The sequence below is a fragment of the Singulisphaera chitinilytica genome (assembly GCF_049331405.1).
GTDB lineage: Bacteria > Planctomycetota > Planctomycetia > Isosphaerales > Isosphaeraceae > PoT.
This window is the reverse complement of record NZ_CP186274.1, coordinates 8,104,950-8,121,699: the sequence shown is the minus strand read 5'-3', so window position 1 is coordinate 8,121,699 and position 16,750 is coordinate 8,104,950. Positions and strand designations below refer to the sequence as shown.

Below are 16,750 nucleotides of genomic sequence, written 5' to 3'. Positions count from 1 at the left end.
AGGACTATCGACATCCCCCGAGGCCTTCGGGTTCGATCTCGGAGCCTGATCGGCAAGATACCGGGACGACACGTGACAGGTATGGCTCGTCGGGATGCCGCCCCGGAAGATCCCCAGCATTCCAGGATAGCCAATTCCAGCCCGCAAGGGGAGTGGTCGACGGTTGCGGTTCAGGCCTGCGAAGGCTCTTCGGCCGGCGGCAGCTGACGGTGGATGGCCAGGTCGTAGACGTGGATCCCGAAAATGCCGCCGATCATCGGCGCGACGAGTGGGACCCAGAAGTAATAGTCATGGGATCGGAAGACCGCGGTTCCCCAACCCAAAACGCATGAGGCGAGCCGAGGACCGAGGTCACGCGCGGGGTTGATGGCATATCCCGTCAGCCCTCCGATCGAGAGCCCGATCGCCCAGACGACCACCCCGATGAGTACCGGCTCGAGGTTCATTCGAGGTGCCGCGTTGTGCTTGTCGGTGACCGCCCGGACGCCGAAGAGGAGGAGCGCCGTCCCGAGGAACTCGCTGAAGAGGTTCCCCATCAGATTGTCATACTTGGGATAGGTCGCGAAGATTCCGGCCCCGCCATCTGCAGGCCCGGCGAGTTTGCCATCGACGAGGGTCCCTCGCACGATGTGATTGGCCTGCTCGAAGGCAGCGAAGGCCGAGCTGTAGTCGGCATAGATCACGACCGCGCCACAGAAGGCTCCCGCCAGTTGGGCGAACCAGTAAGGGAGAACGGCCGACCATCCGATTTCGCCCCGAGTGGCCATGGCGAGCGTCACCGCGGGGTTCAGGTGGCCGCCGCTGAGGCGGGCGCTGACGAAGACGGCGAGGGCGACCGCCAGGCCCCAGGCCGTCGTGATCACGATCCAGTCCGCCTGCTTGTTCAGCAGGTTGACCGACGCGACCACGCCGTTCCCGATAACGAGGAGCAGGAAAGTGCCGAAGAATTCCCCGATGAGGATCGACCGCAGAGAGGGTGTCGACATGGCGACGAGGCCGCTTCCTGAAAGTTCGTAGCCGCGAGGCGCACGACGCAGTGGATCTTCTCGCGGCCCGATCCGGAAGCTTAACTCGGCAGTTCGGTCTTCGCCATATCGTCGGCGTGGTAACTCGAACGCACGAACGGCCCGCTGGCGACCTCGAGGAAGCCCATCGTCCTGGCCAGACGGCCGAGTTCGTCGAACTCCTCGGGCAGCAGATATCGCACCACGGCAAGATGCTTCGGCGAGGGCTGGAGGTATTGCCCCAATGTCAGGAAGTCGCAGCCGACCGCCCGCAGATCCGCCAGGGTTTCGAGGATTTCCTCGGTCGTCTCGCCCAGTCCCAGCATCAGGCCGCTCTTGGTTCGCACGCGAGGATTCGAGCGCTTGGCATGCTGGAGTACGGCCATGCTGACCGCGTACTGGCTCTTGCGGCGAACGTATTGCTGGAGCCGGGCGACGGTCTCGAGGTTGTGGTTGAAGACCTCGGGCTCGGCCGAGAGGACAACGTCGATCGACTCGAGGCGGCCGTCGAAGTCGGGGGTGAGGACCTCGATGGTCGCCCCCGTCCGTTCACGAACTGCCAGGATGCAGCGACGGAAGTGGTCGGCACCGCCGTCAATGAGGTCGTCGCGGGTCACGGAGGTGATGACGACGTGCTTGAGCCCGAGCCGAGCGCAGGCTTCGGCCAGACGCTCCGGTTCGTCCTCGGCGACCGCCTCGGGATGGCCTCGCTTCACGGCGCAGAAGCCGCAAGGCCGCGTGCAAACCTCGCCCAGGACCATGAACGTGGCCGTGCGGCGGGTCCAGCACTCCGAGCGGTTCGGACAACGGCCGCTCTCGCAAATCGTCTCGAGGCCAAGCTCGCCGATCAGGTTCTTGGTGAAGTACGTGCCGCCAGAGCTGGGGATCGGCCGCTTCAGCCATTCGGGGAGCCGACGCTTGGGCGGCTCGGCGACGCCGGGGTCTGCTCCCAGGACGGTCAGGGCCGGCAGGGCCGAACGATCAGCCGGTGCTTTGAGCGTAGACATGCGATCGAACCTTCCGGCGGATCAAGGGGTGATGCGAATAGATGTGGTGTCGCTCGAGGCCGAATGACAGCTCGAGATGGCGAATCAGCGACTCCCGCACCTTGGCCATCGGCGCTGGGCGTTGCCGACGCGATTCCATCGAGGTCTGGCGGAGCGAATGAGGGCCGAATCCCGGCTCATCGATCAAGTCGAACGGCCCGAGGAACGCCCCGACGTTGAGCGTGAACCCGTGATAGGCGACCCAACGACTCACGGCGATCCCCACCGAGGCGATCCTGGAATTGCCGAGGAAAACGCCCGGGTGGTCCGGCTTCGTTTCTCCGCGAAGCTCGAATTCGTTGAGGACGCCGATAATGGCGTTATTTAAGCCATCGATGTATCGTTTGACGTCCTGGCCTAGCATATCGAGATTCAAGACGACATAAGCGGATAATTGGCCCGGCAGGTGAAGGACGCATCCGCCGCCTCGATTGACCCAGTGGACTCCGATTTCGAGGGATCGAAGCTCCTCATCATCCAGGGCGATGTGGGCCCGGCTGCCGGAGCGTCCCACGCTGATTGTGGGGGGATGTTCGCAAAGGATGACCGACGCTCCCCCGCGCTCGCCATGCTCGTAGACGAGCCGGCGCTGGAGAAGCTGAACATCCTCAAATTCTACGAGACCAAGGAGATAGATCTCGAGCGAAGGAGTCGAGGGGGAAACCGTCATCGCGAATCCTACCCCCGCTCTCGAGCTGAAACGGACGGGTCAACGAAGGCCGCACACCGCGCTCCTCCACCTGTCACTAATCTACTCCCTATGTCCGAAATGCAGCAAGATCGAACGAACCGCAGTGGGACAGCCCTCGCGAGGTGACGCACTTCATGAACTGGTCGAGGCACCTTACTGTACGTGCTTGATACGCCAATGGATCGGTATTCGCTGGAACGAAAGCGACCGCCCGCGTCGACGATTGAGGTCGTACGCGGGCGGTCGTGTTTCGGTTCGGAGATAACGTCGACCCAAGCTTAGAAACTATCGGCGCTGATGACTTCGCCGCCGGCGATGGTGCCGAGGGCCTGGAAGGTCGAGACGCTGGTGGAGTCCTTCACGAACTTCACGCTGCCGTCGCCAAACAAGACGTTACCGCCACCGGGGTGGTAGGTGCTGACCGACAGAGAGGCGAAAGTCGGGCCGCCGTTATTCTCGTCCCAGCTTACCCAGTCGATGGGGCCCTTGACGCCGTTGACGTTGATCTTGGGGTTCGGCGGCAGGGAGAATGTGACGCCCGAGTAGTAGACGCCGCCGTTGGCCCAGCGAGTGTGGCCGTAGGGCTTGCCGAATTTGCTCGAACCCGAGCAGGCCTGGATCACGGAGTTCAGGGCGGCGAGCGAGTTGGCCGCGGTCGGGTAGTTCGTCGGGCTCCAGGTGCCGGTGGTGGCATCCGTGGGATAGGTCCCGTTGCTGGTGCAGTCTCGGGCCTGGGTGTGGCCGATGTAACCTTCGGAAGCGAAGGCCGTGTTACTGAGGCCGTCCGTCACCATGGAGATGGTCCGGGAGATGTTCGGGCCGAACGCCGAGGCGTTGCGGGGGCCGACGGCCGAGCCGTTGATCGACCAGACATACCAAACGCCGACGACGACGCCGTAGCTCGACGTGGCGTAGGGCGTGTTGCCGAGAGAGGGGTTGTCGTTCGAGGGGCCGGGGTCACTCGGGCAGAGGAGGAACTTCACCGGGGTATACGACACCGTGGTGTTGCCGGGGTCGCTGTACGTCTCCGTGAAATTGATCGAGTTGTACATCGGCCCGAGCTCCATGAACGGCGCGACGCGAGCCGGGACGCTCCAGGACGATTCGAACCGCCACTTCTTGCTGGCGTAGGGGGGGACCAGGATGGTAGTGGGAGGGAACGCGTTGTTGGCGCTCTCATAGTTCATCATCGCCAACCCGAACTGCTTCAGGTTGTTCGTGCACTGAATCCGGCGGGCCGCCTCGCGGGCCGACTGCACGGCGGGGAGCAGCAGCGCGATCAGCACCGCGATGATGGCGATGACGACCAGCAGCTCGATCAAAGTGAACGCACGACGTCGTTCCGTTCGCATTTGAAACTCAACCTCTGCACGAATTAAGGGATCAATCAATCAGCAAGGGACTCCACGGAGCGAAAAGCATATTCAAGTGCGAATACCTGCGTCAAGCTGTTTACCGTTTATTTATGGTCTATACTCCATATGTTCACAATGGCCTCGAAACTTCTCGAATTCATCACGATGGACGTGGAGAAAATGCATACGTGAGTCGGCAGAAATCAGCCAGGTGCCGATTGGCTTGAGCTTTCGGAAGGCTGTTTTAAAGGGTTCGGCGCGATGACGGGAGGGCTCAGGGGGCGGGGATGACGGGGCTGGCTTCGAGGAGACGACGCCCTTGATGCTCGTCGATGCCCAGGCGAAGGAGGAGGCGGTGGCGAATCGTAGTGAGGAGGCCGTCTATGGCTTCGGGGCTCGTGTCGTGGAGGACGATGGCACCGCCTGCCCGCTTGTCGTGGCCGCCGGCATTGCCCAAGCCCTCGATGACCTCGCGCAGGACCTCGCCCGAATGCCCTCCGAGAAGGCTGACCCGCAATGAGAGCTTCAGCAGGTTCTCGAAACGGCCAATCGTGACCGACCAGTTCACCTGATCGAATCGGACGAAGAAATCCGCGAGCTCGGCGATGATGTCGGGTTGGGTGACCTCACCGCACCAGCTCACGACCACATCGCGATAAATAAATGCATTGGCGAGAGCATGCTGAAATGTCGCGAAATGGCTCTGAGGCAGCTTGGGATTTCGGATCTGGGCGAGGAGGTCCTTGTCCGCCCGGGGGAAGAGCCAGACGAGCGCCCCATCGTCGAGAGAGCTGGACTCGCGCGGATATCCCTCGGTCTCCGACTCGATCCCGTAAAGCAGGGCGGTCGCAACCCGAGGGGTGACGCCGATGTTCTGCTCGAGCAGGTAGCCCGTGACCATCGTGCTGGTGGCACCGACGTGCGGCCGGAGGTCGCGAAAGAGGACCCCGGTCAGAACGCCGCCAGTCTCGTGATGGTCGATGACCACCTGGGGCATCGCGTCTTCGCTCGCTCGCCGGCCCGTGTAGGGTTGTGAGTCGACCATAATGACGGCGGTCGTCGGGTCGATCGGGACCTCGTTCACGGCGACGATAGGGATCGACAGTAGTTCGACCATCGCGCGGTTTTCGGCGCGGGCGATCATGCCGTCGAAGGTGAGGACGACCGGCTTCCCCGGCTGCATCTGCTCGATCATGGCCTGGAGCCCGAGCATGCTGGCGAGTGCGTCGGGGTCCGGGTTGACGTGGGATACGATCACGACCCGCGAGAAGGAGGCGAGGGTGGCGAGGAGGCGCTCTGAGCGGAATTGGCGAACGTGATTCGGTTCCGGTTTCGTTTCGGCCGTCATCGCGGTCGTTTTCCCGAGGATCGGCCAGCGTCATCGTGCAACCGACTACGCTGACGGAAGTTTCCCCACCGAGTTTACGACAACTCCGCCCGTCGATGCCAGTGCTTACGATCGGCCGCGACTTCGTTAAGGATTGCGTCGTGGTCTCACGCATCCTGCGATCTGACGAGTTTCATCTTGGCATGGCGCCGACAATCTCATGCGAATGATCGAGGATCGGCCTCGAGAGGTTGGAATCCTGAATGCCGCTCGTCTTCGGGGCAGGGCGATTGGCGAAGGCAATGAGAACGCAGGAACTGATGACGATCGCGATGACATTTGCCGTCAGGAGCCGCCGGAGGAAACGGGCGGTCACGGCAGGAGTCCACGAATCGGGTTCGTCTAGTTGACGAGAGGGATAGGCGGAATCAAGGGTAGGGGTTGCTAGGTCGAGTCGATCCCAAGCCTACCGTCTCGACCAAAATGAGGGTCGCACTGATCGGTCGAGGCCTTACACGGCGGCTGCCCTTGAGCTAAAAGCGTTATATGAACCGTAGTGCCGGATTTTCTGGGATTTCTTGCGACCACCCTCTCTGGTCATCTAAACGGCCTAATGAATCGGACAGGGGAGAGGCTCAAAGGGCGAACTCCCGCCGTATCGCTGAGGCGACGGCGGGAGCTCCGGTAAGTCCGATCGCCGAGTTTGGCTCACTCGGGCCTCTACTGATTTCGGTTCATTAGTGCTTTTTGGAGCAAGGCCGGATCGAGTTTCACCGGGTTCGCCGGCTTCTTCGCCTTGGCCTGAGCCGGATTCCCGGGCTTCTGAGGCACAGCAGCGGTGGCTGCACCCTCCGGAGGTGGTTGCGCGCCCGGGGCGGCTAGCAACTTGCGCATCTGCTCGGCTTCGAGTTCTTCCGGGGTCCTGGCGACCTTCGGCGCCGGGCCTCCCTGGAGGTAGGACACAGGGAATTCGGTTCCCTCGGGAGCATACGGCTGCATCGAGGATCCGCTACCCGGCAGCATCTGTCCCGGAGCCATGGGGGTCGGCTCGTGGAAGACCTCAGGCGGTTGCGGTCGGGAACTGGTCGTCGGGGTCGGCGTCAGCGGCAATTGCATGCCGTCTTTCCGACGCGAGGCGAAGCGTTCGCCGTCACCCTGGTCGGGTTCCACGGTGAGGAACGGCTGGGGCTTCGCCATCGACTCCGACTTGCGCTGGGATGCGTGGAGATTGTTGATCCACTGCGCCAGGATCTGATACGACCGATCGTTGGAACCGCTGAAGATCGGACGCTTGCTGGAACCCAGGCCGTGGGGCCGGAGCGTGCTTGAGAGCAACTCGCTCTTGGTCGGGTTCTCCCAGTCCACGAGCCTGAGGGCCGCGTCGAGATTGTGCCGGATCGCGTCCGTGGTCGCGTCGCCCCTGGTCTTGATCAAGACGAGGCGGAATTCCCCATCGTATTTCTCGTTGTGACAGCGGGCGCAACGGGTCTGGAGGACCCCGTGGACGTTGCGTCGGAATTCCTCGACGCGACGGACGGTCGCAGCCTTCGAAATGCCCTCGATTTGGAGGAGCCCCGAGACTCCCATCTCGCGCGAAGCCTGATCGAGCCTTCGACGCTCCAGGGGATCCATCCGACTATCAACCATCTCGACGCTCGCCTGGACCACTTCCGTGTCCTTGACAGCCCTGCGAGACTCGAGGTCGTTGATCTTGTCGAGCATGTTCTTGGCTTCGACATTAGTCGGGCTCAGCGCGAGGACAGCATCGAGCTGTTCCTTGGCCTTGTCCTGGAGCCCGGTGGTGAGACACCATCGAGCCAGCTTCATGTTCTCGTCGGGGTCGCGCTCGGGGAGCTGCGAGCGTCGAAACTCGTAGGCCTCGTCGATCGAGCGGAACATGCCCACGACTTTGTTCTTAGCATAGGGGAGCTTACTCCCCCTCACGTGGAGGATATAGCCGGCCGGGTCGACGGAGACCAGGCCTTGCTTCACTCCACCGTCGGTTAATAGGAGCACCGCTTGCGACGGGGCAGCCGGTGCGACGGGCGTAGCCGAGCCCGGCTGAGACTTGGGCGGGTCAGCGTCGCTGTAGCGCGCGGTCCCGAGCAAACCCAGCGCGGTCAGGCCGGTGGCGAGAAGGGAGTTTTTGGGTGACATGGTGGCGGGACGGTAGCCCGACCCCTAAAATTCGTCAAGTCGAACCGAACCGAGTTGCGACGTCCCTTCGTACAAAGCATTGGCCGCCACTCCAGAGACCCTCGGAATATGGAACGGACCTTTGCCTCGAGATTGCTGGAAGAACTGGTCGGCCAGGTCGTCGTGGTGGATCTTCGCTCCACCTATGTCTGCCTTGGCAAGCTCGAAAGGGCGGACGAGGTCTACATCGAGATCAAGGATGCCGACCTCCACGACTTCCGCGACAGCACCGCGACGCGTGAGGTCTACATCCACGACTCGGTCCGATTCGGCGTCCGACGGAATCGCGCCAAGGTACTCGTGCGGTTGGACGAGGTCGTCGCAATCACCCGGTTCCGCGACGTCTCCGAGTCCTGATCGTCCTTGCATTTTCGCCACTTACGGCATCCTGTGTGCTGCCGTCACTATATTTCGGGTCTACGCTCGAATACACTGAGAATTGACGTAAAGCCCCTCCAGCCTTCGACGACTCCCTTTGAGACCGTCGTCCTGGAAACGATAGACGCTTTCGTCGAAATCGAGGTTACCGACGCCATGTTGAAAACGAGATGGTTCCTTGCCCTGCCACTGGCACTCGCCGCTTGGGTCGGCACGGCGCAGGCCTCGTCGATCCGAGACGAGGCGGGCCTCTTCGACCCGGAAACCGTCCGACAGGCACAGGACATCCTGGATCGAGTCGAGAGCCGAACCAAGCTACCGACCACGATCGAGACGATCACCTCGCTCGAAGGTGCACCGATCGATGAGGTCACGGTCCGGCACGCCGAGAGGGATCGCGCAAGTGGTGTCTTCATCCTGATCGCGAAGAAAGAACACAAGATCGAGGTTCGGGCCGCGCGTGGTTACCGCCGAGCCTTGCCCGACTCCAGGTTGGCGCCCATCCGAACCGCCTTCCTCAATGAGTTCAAGAAAGGCGACTATAGCGCCGGCCTCAAGCAGGGCGTGGCCGAGCTCGAGCGTGAAGTCACCGGGGCCCAGGCTGCCAATGGCGGCTTGCTCCTGCAGAACGCCCCCAACAATGCTCGCCGAGCCCCGGTGAACAGGCCAGGTGGCGGCCAGCAGTCGTTCGGACTGGGGTCACTCCTCGGGATTGGCCTGGGGATCATCGCGATCCTGTTCATCCTCCGCCTCATCGGCAGCGCGTTCGGCGGCGGTCATGGCTACGCCGGACCCGGCCGGATGGGCGGCCCCGGTTATGGTGCTCCTGGATACGGCGGCGCTGGCGGTGGCGGCGGTGGTTTCCTGTCGAGCATGTTCGGCGGCATCGGCGGTGCTATCGCTGGCAACTGGCTCTACGACCAGTTCTCCGGCCGTCACCACGGAGGATATACCGACAACTCCTCCACCTATGGAGACGCCGGACAAGGCTATTCGGGTGACTCCGGTGCCAGTGACTGGTCTGGCGGCGGTGGCGTCTCGGGCGACTGGGGCGACAGCGGAGGTGGCGGAGGTGGTGATTGGGGCGGAGGTGGCGGCGGCGACTGGGGAGGTGGTGACAGCGGCGGCGGTGGCGGCGATTGGTAATTGAGACTTTGCCGCTCTCAATAAATCGAGCGACCGCGGGCTGATCAGCTCGCGGCCGCTTTCGCTTTCAGGGTCGTGGCTCAGTCGAGATCCTTGATCTTCACGTTCTTGTACCAGCAGTCGGAGCCGTGGTCCTGGAAGCCCAGGTAGCCAGGACGGGCGAAGTCCTTGACCGTGACCTTGGCGAACTTGTGCTTGGAACCATCGGGACGCTTCCCGGGCTCCGTCCACTCGGAGAGGTCGATCTTGGAGACCGCCTCGCCATTCAGGACGACTTCAATCTTGGGACCCTTGGCGGTGATAGTCATGTGGTTCCACTCGCCGGCCGGCTTCTGTGCATTGACCTTCGGGGAAACGAGGTCGTAGAAGGCCCCGGAGTCATGCAGGCCGGTCCCCGTGGTATCGTCGATCGCGATTTCGAGGCCCGTCATGACGGGCTCCTTGAGTTCGCCCACGCGAATGAAGACTCCGGAGTTGCAGCCCTTGGTGAGCTTGTAGTCGAAGTCGAACACGAAGTCGCCGTGGGGACGTTCGTGAGCGACGATGTAGCCCCCCGACTTATGCGGGTTGAGCCCATCCGCCTGGACGTTCGCCTTGGAGAGTGGCTTCGAATCCTTGTTCGTGATCCAACCCTTGCCACTCGTGCCATCGAAGATCAGCGTGAAGTCCGACTCCGCCGCAAAGGCACCCGCCGCGAGGGCGAGGAGCAAGAGGCCTGTCGATTTCAGGGTACCCATCGGTCATCCTCAGTTTGGCTCAAGGAAACGAACCGGCCGGGTCGATCCCGGCCAAGACGCGCCGATTGTGCCACGCGCCTGGAGCATCAGCCAGGGTCTGGGTACAACCCGAGGCGTACTCCCGCATTTGTCGGAATTAGCTCGCCCTGGTAGCTAACCCCTTCGACTCCCGCACGTTCTTCAGGTGGATGACTCGACCGATGGACCGCATCACGAAGCGCCGGGAAACCGTGATCAAGTCGCTGAAAGGCGATCGAGTCGACGCCATGCTCATCAGCTCAGTCCCCAACGTACGCTACCTGACTGGATTCACGGGCGAGGACTCGACCCTCCTGATAACGCGCGACCGGGCGATCTTCCTGTCCGATGGGCGATATCGCATCCAACTCGAGGAAGAATGCCCGGGGCTCGAGGTCCATATCCGGACCGTTTCCCAACTCATGGTGGATGCCATCGTCGAGGTGGCAGGACAGCTTGGCGTTCGGAGTCTCGGCATCGAAGCGAGTGTGATGAATGTCGCCGATTTCGAGGAATTGAAGTCGAGGCTCAAGACCGTCGATCTCGTGCCGCTCTCGGGCAAGGTGGAGTCCTCCCGGGCGATCAAGGATCGCGAGGAGATCAACGCCATCAAGGAGGCGATCCTCTTCGCGGAGCGTGCGTTCGGGATGCTCCGCTCAGGACTTCGCGGTCAGGACACGGAAAAGGGGACGGCAGACGCCCTCGAAGGTTATCTGAGACATTGCGGTGCAAGCGCGGCGAGCTTCCCCCCGATTATTGCCGTCGGCGCACGTGCAGCCTTGCCGCATGCTCGGCCCACCGACTCGATCCGGATCGACCAGGCGGACTTCGTCCTGGTAGACTGGGGGGCGACTGGTAACCCTTACAAAAGTGACTTGACGAGGGTGTTGGTCACCGGTAAGGTCACACCCAAGTTTGAGAAAGTCTATCGGACGGTCCTCGAGGCGCAAGAGCGGGCCATTGCCGCCATCCGCCCCGGTGTCCCGGCCGGAGATATCGACGCCGAAGCCCGCTCCGTTATCGAGGAGGCCGGTTTCGGCCGTTTTTTTGATCACGGCCTGGGTCACGGTCTGGGCCTTGAGATTCATGAAGCCCCTCGCCTCCGCAAGGAATCCAACGTCACCCTCCAACCCGGCATGGTGGTCACCGTCGAGCCCGGCATTTATTTGCCAGGGTGGGGTGGCATCCGGATCGAAGACGACGTCTTGGTAACCCCCCATGGCTGCGAGGTTCTGAGCCACGTCCCCAAATCACTCGACTCGGTTCGAGTCGCGTGATTGAAAATACGACAGTCAGCCGCGCGGAGCGTCAGAATGCCGGAAGAGAAGCCGACGGAACCCACAAACACCCCTCTCGATGTCCAGAGCATCCGCCACCTGGTCCGCCTGATGAAGCGGTACGACCTGACGGCGATAGACCTGATCGAAGGCCCGACCAAGATCCGCCTGCGTCGCCAGGGTTCGGAAGCTGCTATCTCCGGTTATACCGTGGCAGCGCCCACCCCCGTCTACGCCGCGCCTCCGGTCGCTGCGCCCGCCGCCGGCCCGGCTCGTACCGAAGCCGCTCCCGCCGCGGCGGCTCCGAGCAAGGACATCGTCATCGAGAGCCCGATGGTCGGGACGTATTACGCCTCCAGCTCTCCCGACGCCCCGGCGTTCGTCTCGGTCGGGTCGGCGATTCGTCCCGACACGACGGTCTGCATTATCGAGGCCATGAAGGTCTTCACCGACATCCCGGCCGGCGTCACGGGCACAATCACCGAAGTGCTCGTCAAGAACGGGCAGTCCGTCGAATACGGCCAGCCGATGTTCCGAGTCAACCCGTCCTGAGAATGCCCGGGACGCCTTCGCCCTGCCGAGACCGTCGTAGCTCTAAGACTCCCGGTCACGTTCGCGGCAAGCCGTAGGGGATGCGTCCCGAATCTCCAGGGATCCCGCGGAAGGGGACCGGGCGGCGCCATGATTGCCGCGGCCCGAGGGGCCCTTTGAATCCGCCATCCGCATGCTCCGAGGTCCTCGATGTTTCAGCGTATCCTGGTGGCGAACCGCGGCGAGATCGCGCTTCGGGTCATTCGTGCCTGCAAGGAGCTAGGGGTCGAGGTCGTCGCCGTCTATTCGCAAGCAGACCGCAACGCTCCCTACCTCAAGTTTGCCGATCGAGCCATCTGCATCGGCAAAGCCCCGAGTGTGGATAGCTACCTCAACATCCCCCGCATCATCGCCGCCGCCGAGGTCGCCGACGTCCAGGCGATCCACCCCGGCTATGGCTTCCTCAGCGAAAACCCGAGCTTCGCCGAGATCTGCCGGAGTTGCAGCTTCGAGTTCATCGGACCGCCGCACGAGGCCATCCGCCGGATGGGACTCAAGACCGAGGCCAAGGCGGTCGCCGCCGCCGCCAAGGTGCAGTGCGTCCCCGGATCCGACGGCCCTGTCGTGAGCGATGAGGACGCGCTCGTCCTGGCTCGACGTATCGGCTACCCCGTCCTGATCAAGGCCGCGGCCGGTGGCGGCGGCAAGGGCATGCGTGTCTGCCGGGAGGAAGGCTCCCTCCTCGCTTCTCTCCAGTCCGCCCGCAACGAGGCTGACGCCGCGTTCAAGAACTCGAGCGTCTACCTTGAGAAATTCATCGACCGGCCTCGACACGTCGAAGTCCAGATTTTGGCCGACTCACACGGCAACGTCGTCCACCTCTGGGATCGCGACTGCTCGCTCCAGCGCCGCCATCAGAAGCTCGTCGAAGAGGCTCCGGCCCCGACTCTTCCGCTGAAGGTCCGCGAGCAACTTGGCGACGCGGCCGTGCGGCTTGCGAAGGCGGCCGGCTACGTCAACGCGGGGACCTGCGAGTTCCTCGTCGACTCCGAGAACAACTTCTACTTCATCGAGGTCAACGCTCGCATCCAGGTCGAGCACCCGGTCACCGAGATGGTCACCGGCATCGACCTCGTCAAGCAACAGATCCGCGTGGCGGCGGGCGAACCCTTGCCGTTCACCCAGAACGAGATCAAGACACGGGGGCATTCCTTCGAGTGCCGGATCAACTCCGAGGATCCCGACCACGACTTCCGGCCCTCCGCCGGAAAGATTACGGCGATGAGGATCCCGGGCGGACCCGGCGTTCGCTGGGATTCCCACGCCGAGGTCGGCTACTCGGTCCCGCCGAACTACGACTCGCTCGTCGGCAAGCTCATCGTCCATGCCGCAACCCGTGACGAGGCGATGGGCACGATGAGGCGAGCTCTCGACGAGTTGGTGATCGAGGGGATCCACACCACGATCCCGCTCCACCGGCGGATCTTCCGCAACCGCGACTTCATCGAGGGACGCGTCGACACCACCTGGGTTGAACGCGTGCTGATGCCGGCCAAGACCGCGGCGAACGCGAAGTAAGAGCACGATCCCATCAAGATCGGTTGCTCTATAGGGATCGGCGACCTTGATATTGGGGGGCCGATCCCGTTTTTGCGTCTCCCGATTGTCTCCGATGAGGAGATCTCCCAAGTTAGCGAGGGGAGGACTCCCCTGGTGCGTCGTCGATCCAATGTGGTAACTTCGCTCCAGCGTCCCTTTACGTGACGATATTGCTCGGAGCGGACGAAAACGGACGGGATCTCGCCCATTTTCGACGCCCGAAGGCTCGACCGAGGTAGGAACCTTTCATGAAAGTGGGTTTGTTGACGGGGGGCGGCGACTGCCCCGGCCTGAACGCGGTCATCCGCGCCGTGGCTCAGCGAGTCTCGAATGAAGGTGGGAGCTGCGTCGGCATCCTCGAGGGATGGCGTGGCCTGGTCCAGAACATCAGTCGCCCGCTCGAAATCAACGAAACCGATGGGATCATTGCCAAGGGGGGGACGATTCTTGGATCCTCCCGAACCAACCCCTTCAAGAATCCCGAACGCGACCTGCCGGCGGTCCAGGCCAACTTCAAGGCACTCGGACTCGACGCCCTGGTGGCCATCGGTGGCGACGACACCCTCGGCGTGGCCCATCGCCTCCATAAAGAGTTCGGCATGCCGATGGTCGGCGTCCCCAAGACCATCGACAATGATCTTATGGTCACCGACTTCACTTTCGGCTTCGACACGGCCATCAATATCGTGACCGAGGCCGTCGACCGGCTTCGCACCACGACCGAGAGCCATCGTCGCATTATGGTGGTCGAGACGATGGGCCGGCATGCCGGCTGGATCGCCTGCTTCTCGGGCATCGCCGTCGCGGCCGACTACGTCCTCGTCCCCGAAGTCCCAATCGACATGCCGCACGTCATCGACGTGCTCAAGCGCCGTCGCGAATCGGGCAAGAACTACGCGATCGTGGTCGTCTCCGAAGGGGCGAAATTCCCCGACAAGGGCATGGTCACGCTTGAAGCCGACGTGGACGCCTTCGGCCACGTCCGCCTCGGTGGCGTAGGTAATGTCGTCGCGGAGCAGATCGAGAAGGCCACCGGTTACGAGACCCGCTGCGTCGTCCTGGGTCACATCCAGCGCGGCGGACCTCCCAGCGCTTACGACCGCGTCCTCGCCACGCGCCTCGGCCTCGCCGCTGGCGACCTGGTGATCCAGAAGCGGTTCGGCACGATGGTCGCCCTCTCCGGCACCAAGATCATCGAGACCTCGCTGGCCTCGGGCGTTGCCGCGACGAAGACCCTTGACCTCGCCTACTACAACGAAGCGGCGGCCTTCTTCCGTTGAGTTCGAGCCCCCTCAGAAATCAATGACCGATTGCCGTTCGGAGCCATTTGGCCCGTCCGGCAATCGGTCTTTCTCTTTCCCCATCCTTTCGATTTCCCCCTCATCTCTTCAAGGCTTTACTTTCGGGCTGGCTTTTGCCTTGGCCGCTGCCTCCTCGGCTCTTTGACGCGCCGCGAAGGCCGCCTTGCGACCCGCCACCATTGGAGCGGCGTCGACCTTCCATCGCCCCTCAATCTTACGGACACGTGTCGGAATGGGGGCGCCTTCGTGGACGACGACCGATCGGTCGGGGCTGAACTCGGCAGGCTTGATCTCGATGACACGACCTTTGCTCAGCGGGAACATCTCTCCCGGCTTCGCGATTCGGAACGGCATCTCCTCGGCGACCGCCTTGCGGAATTCCGCCACCTTGTCAGCAGGGAGGCGTTCACCCTTCAGGAGCCAGGCGAAATCCCCCTCAGGCAAAGGCAGCGTGAGTGCCTGCAACTCTCGCTCATTCCCCGTCGCCATGGCGATCATGAAGTTCTTAACCGCCCCCTCAGGCGAGTCGGGGAAGGCGGTGATCGTCGCCTTCTTCGCGTCCTGTCCATGACCGACGCACCATGGGACAGCCCAAAGGATTGCGACCAGACCCAAAACCTTGAGTTTTCGTCCTTGCACGTGAGATCCCTCCATTTTCTACCTTGACCAAACTCGTCTACGAATTCGTGTCGCAGCCGATCCTGCCGATCCTGCCGGTCATACGGCTCTTATCCTCGCATGGAGCCAACACAAGGGAAGTGCATTTCGGCGGGATTTCTTGGTTAAATTGGATGGTGTGATGCCCAGTCGAGATTCTATAAACATTCTGTTTTGTATTATGTGTTAGAATTTTGAAAGTTCATAGAATTAATATTGCACGCAATTAATTCTGCGAAGGCCACTCTTTTCGCATCAGAATGAAGGCTTGATTTCTACGAGCTGCAAAAGAATCACGGGAAGCCAAACGAGTTATCGAGGGTGGATGAAAACAATAAAATATTAAATATAATATTATGTTTGAATTTTAGTTATCGTGTGTGAGTCTGGATGTGAGGCTGTCAAAGATCGTCATTGAAATCAACGCCTGGACTGAGTTCGAGGGGTTGGCTCGAGCGAGGCCGCGTGGCTAGAGCAATAAGTGCGAGATACGAAAGGTAGAGGCCGGCGGCGACGAGCCACGCGCTCGAAGGCATCTTCAAATCGAAGTGAAGGACTGCAATCAGGCCCTCGAATGGCAGAAGGGTCAGGATCGCCATTCCAAAGAGAAACTGACGACCCAGGCCGGTCTCTCCAGAAATGTTCTCAAGTTGCCGCCGGCCATGGTGAGCCCGGATCAGCGCGGTCAGCATTGGGACGCCGAACACCGCGATGAATTCGGCAAGGTCTCGGCTAGGTAAGAGTTGAGGCAGGAAGATCGGTGTGATGGCCGCGATGACTGGCAATGCTCCATCCCACGCCAGAATGGATCGAAACCAGGCTCGACTCGTCATGATGTTCATTCATGCAGTCGATCGTTGATTTCGAAGATGAAAACTGTCTTCGCAACGCACGCAGTCAATCTTCTGAACTCCTGCCCAACTGTGATCACGAACTCCATCGACTAAACTCTAGGGCGTAAAGCTCTGGGGAGAGCTAACTAATCAGACCCCACTCACTGAGAGAAGACAGAAGAGATTCAATGGGTACAAGCCGAGGGAATCAGCTACTGAAAAGCATTCTAGAAGCAGGGCAGGGGGGAACTCGTCGATGATCCGCAAATTCTCTACGAAATTTTCGGTAGGGTCTTGATCCGCGGCGAATTCCCGATACTATTACCCCTGTCGCCTGTGACAACACGGGTGACGACGACCGGCCGACAGGACGGTAACGGACAACCGATACTGAACTGTGGGTCGCGTATCCCTGCGTTGGTGTTCGGCCGGAATGACTCGCCCCAAGAGGCAGGTCGCTCCGGCCGCTGACATCGTCGGGGCACTCTTTGACAATTCGGTCGATCGTGGTGGATCGTTGTGGACCCTCGAGGGAAGCCGGCGTGAAGCCGTCGGGGTCGTCCCCTCCCGGTTGGGGAGGAGTACGGCAGGGACGGCAGCACCAACCGGCATACGATTCCGGGATGCAAATCCCAATGAGGATCGTCTGCGACC

Annotated in this window: 15 protein-coding genes; 6 read left to right on the top strand and 9 right to left on the bottom strand. The window is 61.8% G+C overall.

Annotated elements, in window-relative coordinates:
• Window positions 1-170 precede the first annotated feature (170 nt).
• From ACOYYX_RS31685 to ACOYYX_RS31660, 6 genes are all read right to left on the bottom strand, one after another.
• Window positions 171-986 (bottom strand): MIP/aquaporin family protein, encoded by an 816-nt coding sequence (locus tag ACOYYX_RS31685; RefSeq protein WP_422926664.1) that lies wholly within the window; start codon window positions 984-986, stop codon window positions 171-173.
• Between the two features lie 80 nt (window positions 987-1,066).
• Window positions 1,067-2,011, bottom strand: coding sequence for a lipoyl synthase (gene lipA, locus ACOYYX_RS31680; protein ID WP_422926663.1), 945 nt, complete (start codon window positions 2,009-2,011; stop codon window positions 1,067-1,069).
• Entirely contained in the window at window positions 1,986-2,720 is a 735-nt protein-coding gene (gene lipB, locus ACOYYX_RS31675; RefSeq protein WP_422926662.1) for a lipoyl(octanoyl) transferase LipB, read from the bottom strand. The genes lipA and lipB overlap by 26 nt, the downstream gene beginning before the upstream one ends.
• A 299-nt stretch (window positions 2,721-3,019) precedes the next feature.
• Window positions 3,020-4,093, bottom strand: a complete 1,074-nt coding sequence (locus tag ACOYYX_RS31670) for a DUF1559 domain-containing protein (protein WP_422926661.1) — start codon at window positions 4,091-4,093, stop codon at window positions 3,020-3,022.
• A gap of 277 nt (window positions 4,094-4,370) precedes the next feature.
• Window positions 4,371-5,444 carry a DHH family phosphoesterase gene (locus ACOYYX_RS31665; protein WP_422926660.1) on the bottom strand — a complete coding sequence of 358 codons (1,074 nt, stop codon included), beginning with the start codon at window positions 5,442-5,444 and terminating at the stop codon, window positions 4,371-4,373.
• Between the two features lie 699 nt (window positions 5,445-6,143).
• Window positions 6,144-7,580, bottom strand: coding sequence for a hypothetical protein (locus ACOYYX_RS31660; protein ID WP_422926659.1), 1,437 nt, complete (start codon window positions 7,578-7,580; stop codon window positions 6,144-6,146).
• 108 nt (window positions 7,581-7,688) lie between these two features.
• Here ACOYYX_RS31660 and ACOYYX_RS31655 point away from each other — a divergent pair, with 108 nt between their 5' ends.
• Both ACOYYX_RS31655 and ACOYYX_RS31650 read left to right on the top strand, forming a co-directional pair.
• Entirely contained in the window at window positions 7,689-7,976 is a 288-nt protein-coding gene (locus ACOYYX_RS31655) for a hypothetical protein (protein WP_422926658.1), read from the top strand.
• Window positions 7,977-8,153: 177 nt separating this feature from the next.
• Window positions 8,154-9,143 carry a TPM domain-containing protein gene (locus tag ACOYYX_RS31650; protein ID WP_422926657.1) on the top strand — a complete coding sequence of 330 codons (990 nt, stop codon included), beginning with the start codon at window positions 8,154-8,156 and terminating at the stop codon, window positions 9,141-9,143.
• Window positions 9,144-9,223: 80 nt separating this feature from the next.
• Here ACOYYX_RS31650 and ACOYYX_RS31645 read toward each other — a convergent pair whose 3' ends face one another.
• Complete coding sequence (locus tag ACOYYX_RS31645; protein WP_422926656.1) at window positions 9,224-9,880, bottom strand: 3-keto-disaccharide hydrolase; 657 nt, start codon at window positions 9,878-9,880, stop codon at window positions 9,224-9,226.
• A 200-nt stretch (window positions 9,881-10,080) separates the two neighbouring features.
• Between ACOYYX_RS31645 and ACOYYX_RS31640 the strand changes: the two genes are divergently transcribed.
• The 4 genes from ACOYYX_RS31640 to ACOYYX_RS31625 all read left to right on the top strand — a co-directional run bounded on the left by ACOYYX_RS31640 (window position 10,081) and on the right by ACOYYX_RS31625 (window position 14,585).
• Window positions 10,081-11,175 (top strand): M24 family metallopeptidase, encoded by a 1,095-nt coding sequence (locus ACOYYX_RS31640; RefSeq protein WP_422926655.1) that lies wholly within the window; start codon window positions 10,081-10,083, stop codon window positions 11,173-11,175.
• 36 nt (window positions 11,176-11,211) lie between these two features.
• Window positions 11,212-11,727 (top strand): acetyl-CoA carboxylase biotin carboxyl carrier protein, encoded by a 516-nt coding sequence (gene accB / locus ACOYYX_RS31635; RefSeq protein WP_422926654.1) that lies wholly within the window; start codon window positions 11,212-11,214, stop codon window positions 11,725-11,727.
• 189 nt (window positions 11,728-11,916) lie between these two features.
• Window positions 11,917-13,284, top strand: a complete 1,368-nt coding sequence (gene accC, locus ACOYYX_RS31630) for an acetyl-CoA carboxylase biotin carboxylase subunit (protein ID WP_422926653.1) — start codon at window positions 11,917-11,919, stop codon at window positions 13,282-13,284.
• Between the two features lie 269 nt (window positions 13,285-13,553).
• Window positions 13,554-14,585, top strand: a complete 1,032-nt coding sequence (locus ACOYYX_RS31625; RefSeq protein WP_422926652.1) for a 6-phosphofructokinase — start codon at window positions 13,554-13,556, stop codon at window positions 14,583-14,585.
• Window positions 14,586-14,693: 108 nt separating this feature from the next.
• Here ACOYYX_RS31625 and ACOYYX_RS31620 read toward each other — a convergent pair whose 3' ends face one another.
• Together ACOYYX_RS31620 and ACOYYX_RS31615 are read right to left on the bottom strand one after the other, a co-directional pair.
• A complete protein-coding gene (locus tag ACOYYX_RS31620; protein ID WP_422926651.1) occupies window positions 14,694-15,245 on the bottom strand; it encodes a hypothetical protein in 552 nt (183 codons plus the stop codon).
• Between the two features lie 419 nt (window positions 15,246-15,664).
• Window positions 15,665-16,105, bottom strand: a complete 441-nt coding sequence (locus tag ACOYYX_RS31615) for a hypothetical protein (protein WP_422926650.1) — start codon at window positions 16,103-16,105, stop codon at window positions 15,665-15,667.
• Window positions 16,106-16,750: the final 645 nt, after the last annotated feature.

Excerpts from the sequence above, each read along its gene's own strand:
- ACOYYX_RS31665 (WP_422926660.1), bottom strand. The coding sequence starts at position 5,444 with ATGACGGCCGAAACGAAACCGGAACCGAATCACGTTCGCCAATTCCGC.
- ACOYYX_RS31660 (WP_422926659.1), bottom strand. The coding sequence starts at position 7,580 with ATGTCACCCAAAAACTCCCTTCTCGCCACCGGCCTGACCGCGCTGGGT.
- accC (WP_422926653.1), top strand. The coding sequence starts at position 11,917 with ATGTTTCAGCGTATCCTGGTGGCGAACCGCGGCGAGATCGCGCTTCGG.
- ACOYYX_RS31615 (WP_422926650.1), bottom strand. The coding sequence starts at position 16,105 with ATGAACATCATGACGAGTCGAGCCTGGTTTCGATCCATTCTGGCGTGG.
- ACOYYX_RS31645 (WP_422926656.1), bottom strand. The coding sequence starts at position 9,880 with ATGGGTACCCTGAAATCGACAGGCCTCTTGCTCCTCGCCCTCGCGGCG.
- accB (WP_422926654.1), top strand. The coding sequence starts at position 11,212 with ATGCCGGAAGAGAAGCCGACGGAACCCACAAACACCCCTCTCGATGTC.
- ACOYYX_RS31685 (WP_422926664.1), bottom strand. The coding sequence starts at position 986 with ATGTCGACACCCTCTCTGCGGTCGATCCTCATCGGGGAATTCTTCGGC.
- lipA (WP_422926663.1), bottom strand. The coding sequence starts at position 2,011 with ATGTCTACGCTCAAAGCACCGGCTGATCGTTCGGCCCTGCCGGCCCTG.
- ACOYYX_RS31650 (WP_422926657.1), top strand. The coding sequence starts at position 8,154 with ATGTTGAAAACGAGATGGTTCCTTGCCCTGCCACTGGCACTCGCCGCT.
- ACOYYX_RS31640 (WP_422926655.1), top strand. The coding sequence starts at position 10,081 with ATGGACCGCATCACGAAGCGCCGGGAAACCGTGATCAAGTCGCTGAAA.
- ACOYYX_RS31670 (WP_422926661.1), bottom strand. The coding sequence starts at position 4,093 with ATGCGAACGGAACGACGTCGTGCGTTCACTTTGATCGAGCTGCTGGTC.
- lipB (WP_422926662.1), bottom strand. The coding sequence starts at position 2,720 with ATGACGGTTTCCCCCTCGACTCCTTCGCTCGAGATCTATCTCCTTGGT.
- ACOYYX_RS31625 (WP_422926652.1), top strand. The coding sequence starts at position 13,554 with ATGAAAGTGGGTTTGTTGACGGGGGGCGGCGACTGCCCCGGCCTGAAC.
- ACOYYX_RS31655 (WP_422926658.1), top strand. The coding sequence starts at position 7,689 with ATGGAACGGACCTTTGCCTCGAGATTGCTGGAAGAACTGGTCGGCCAG.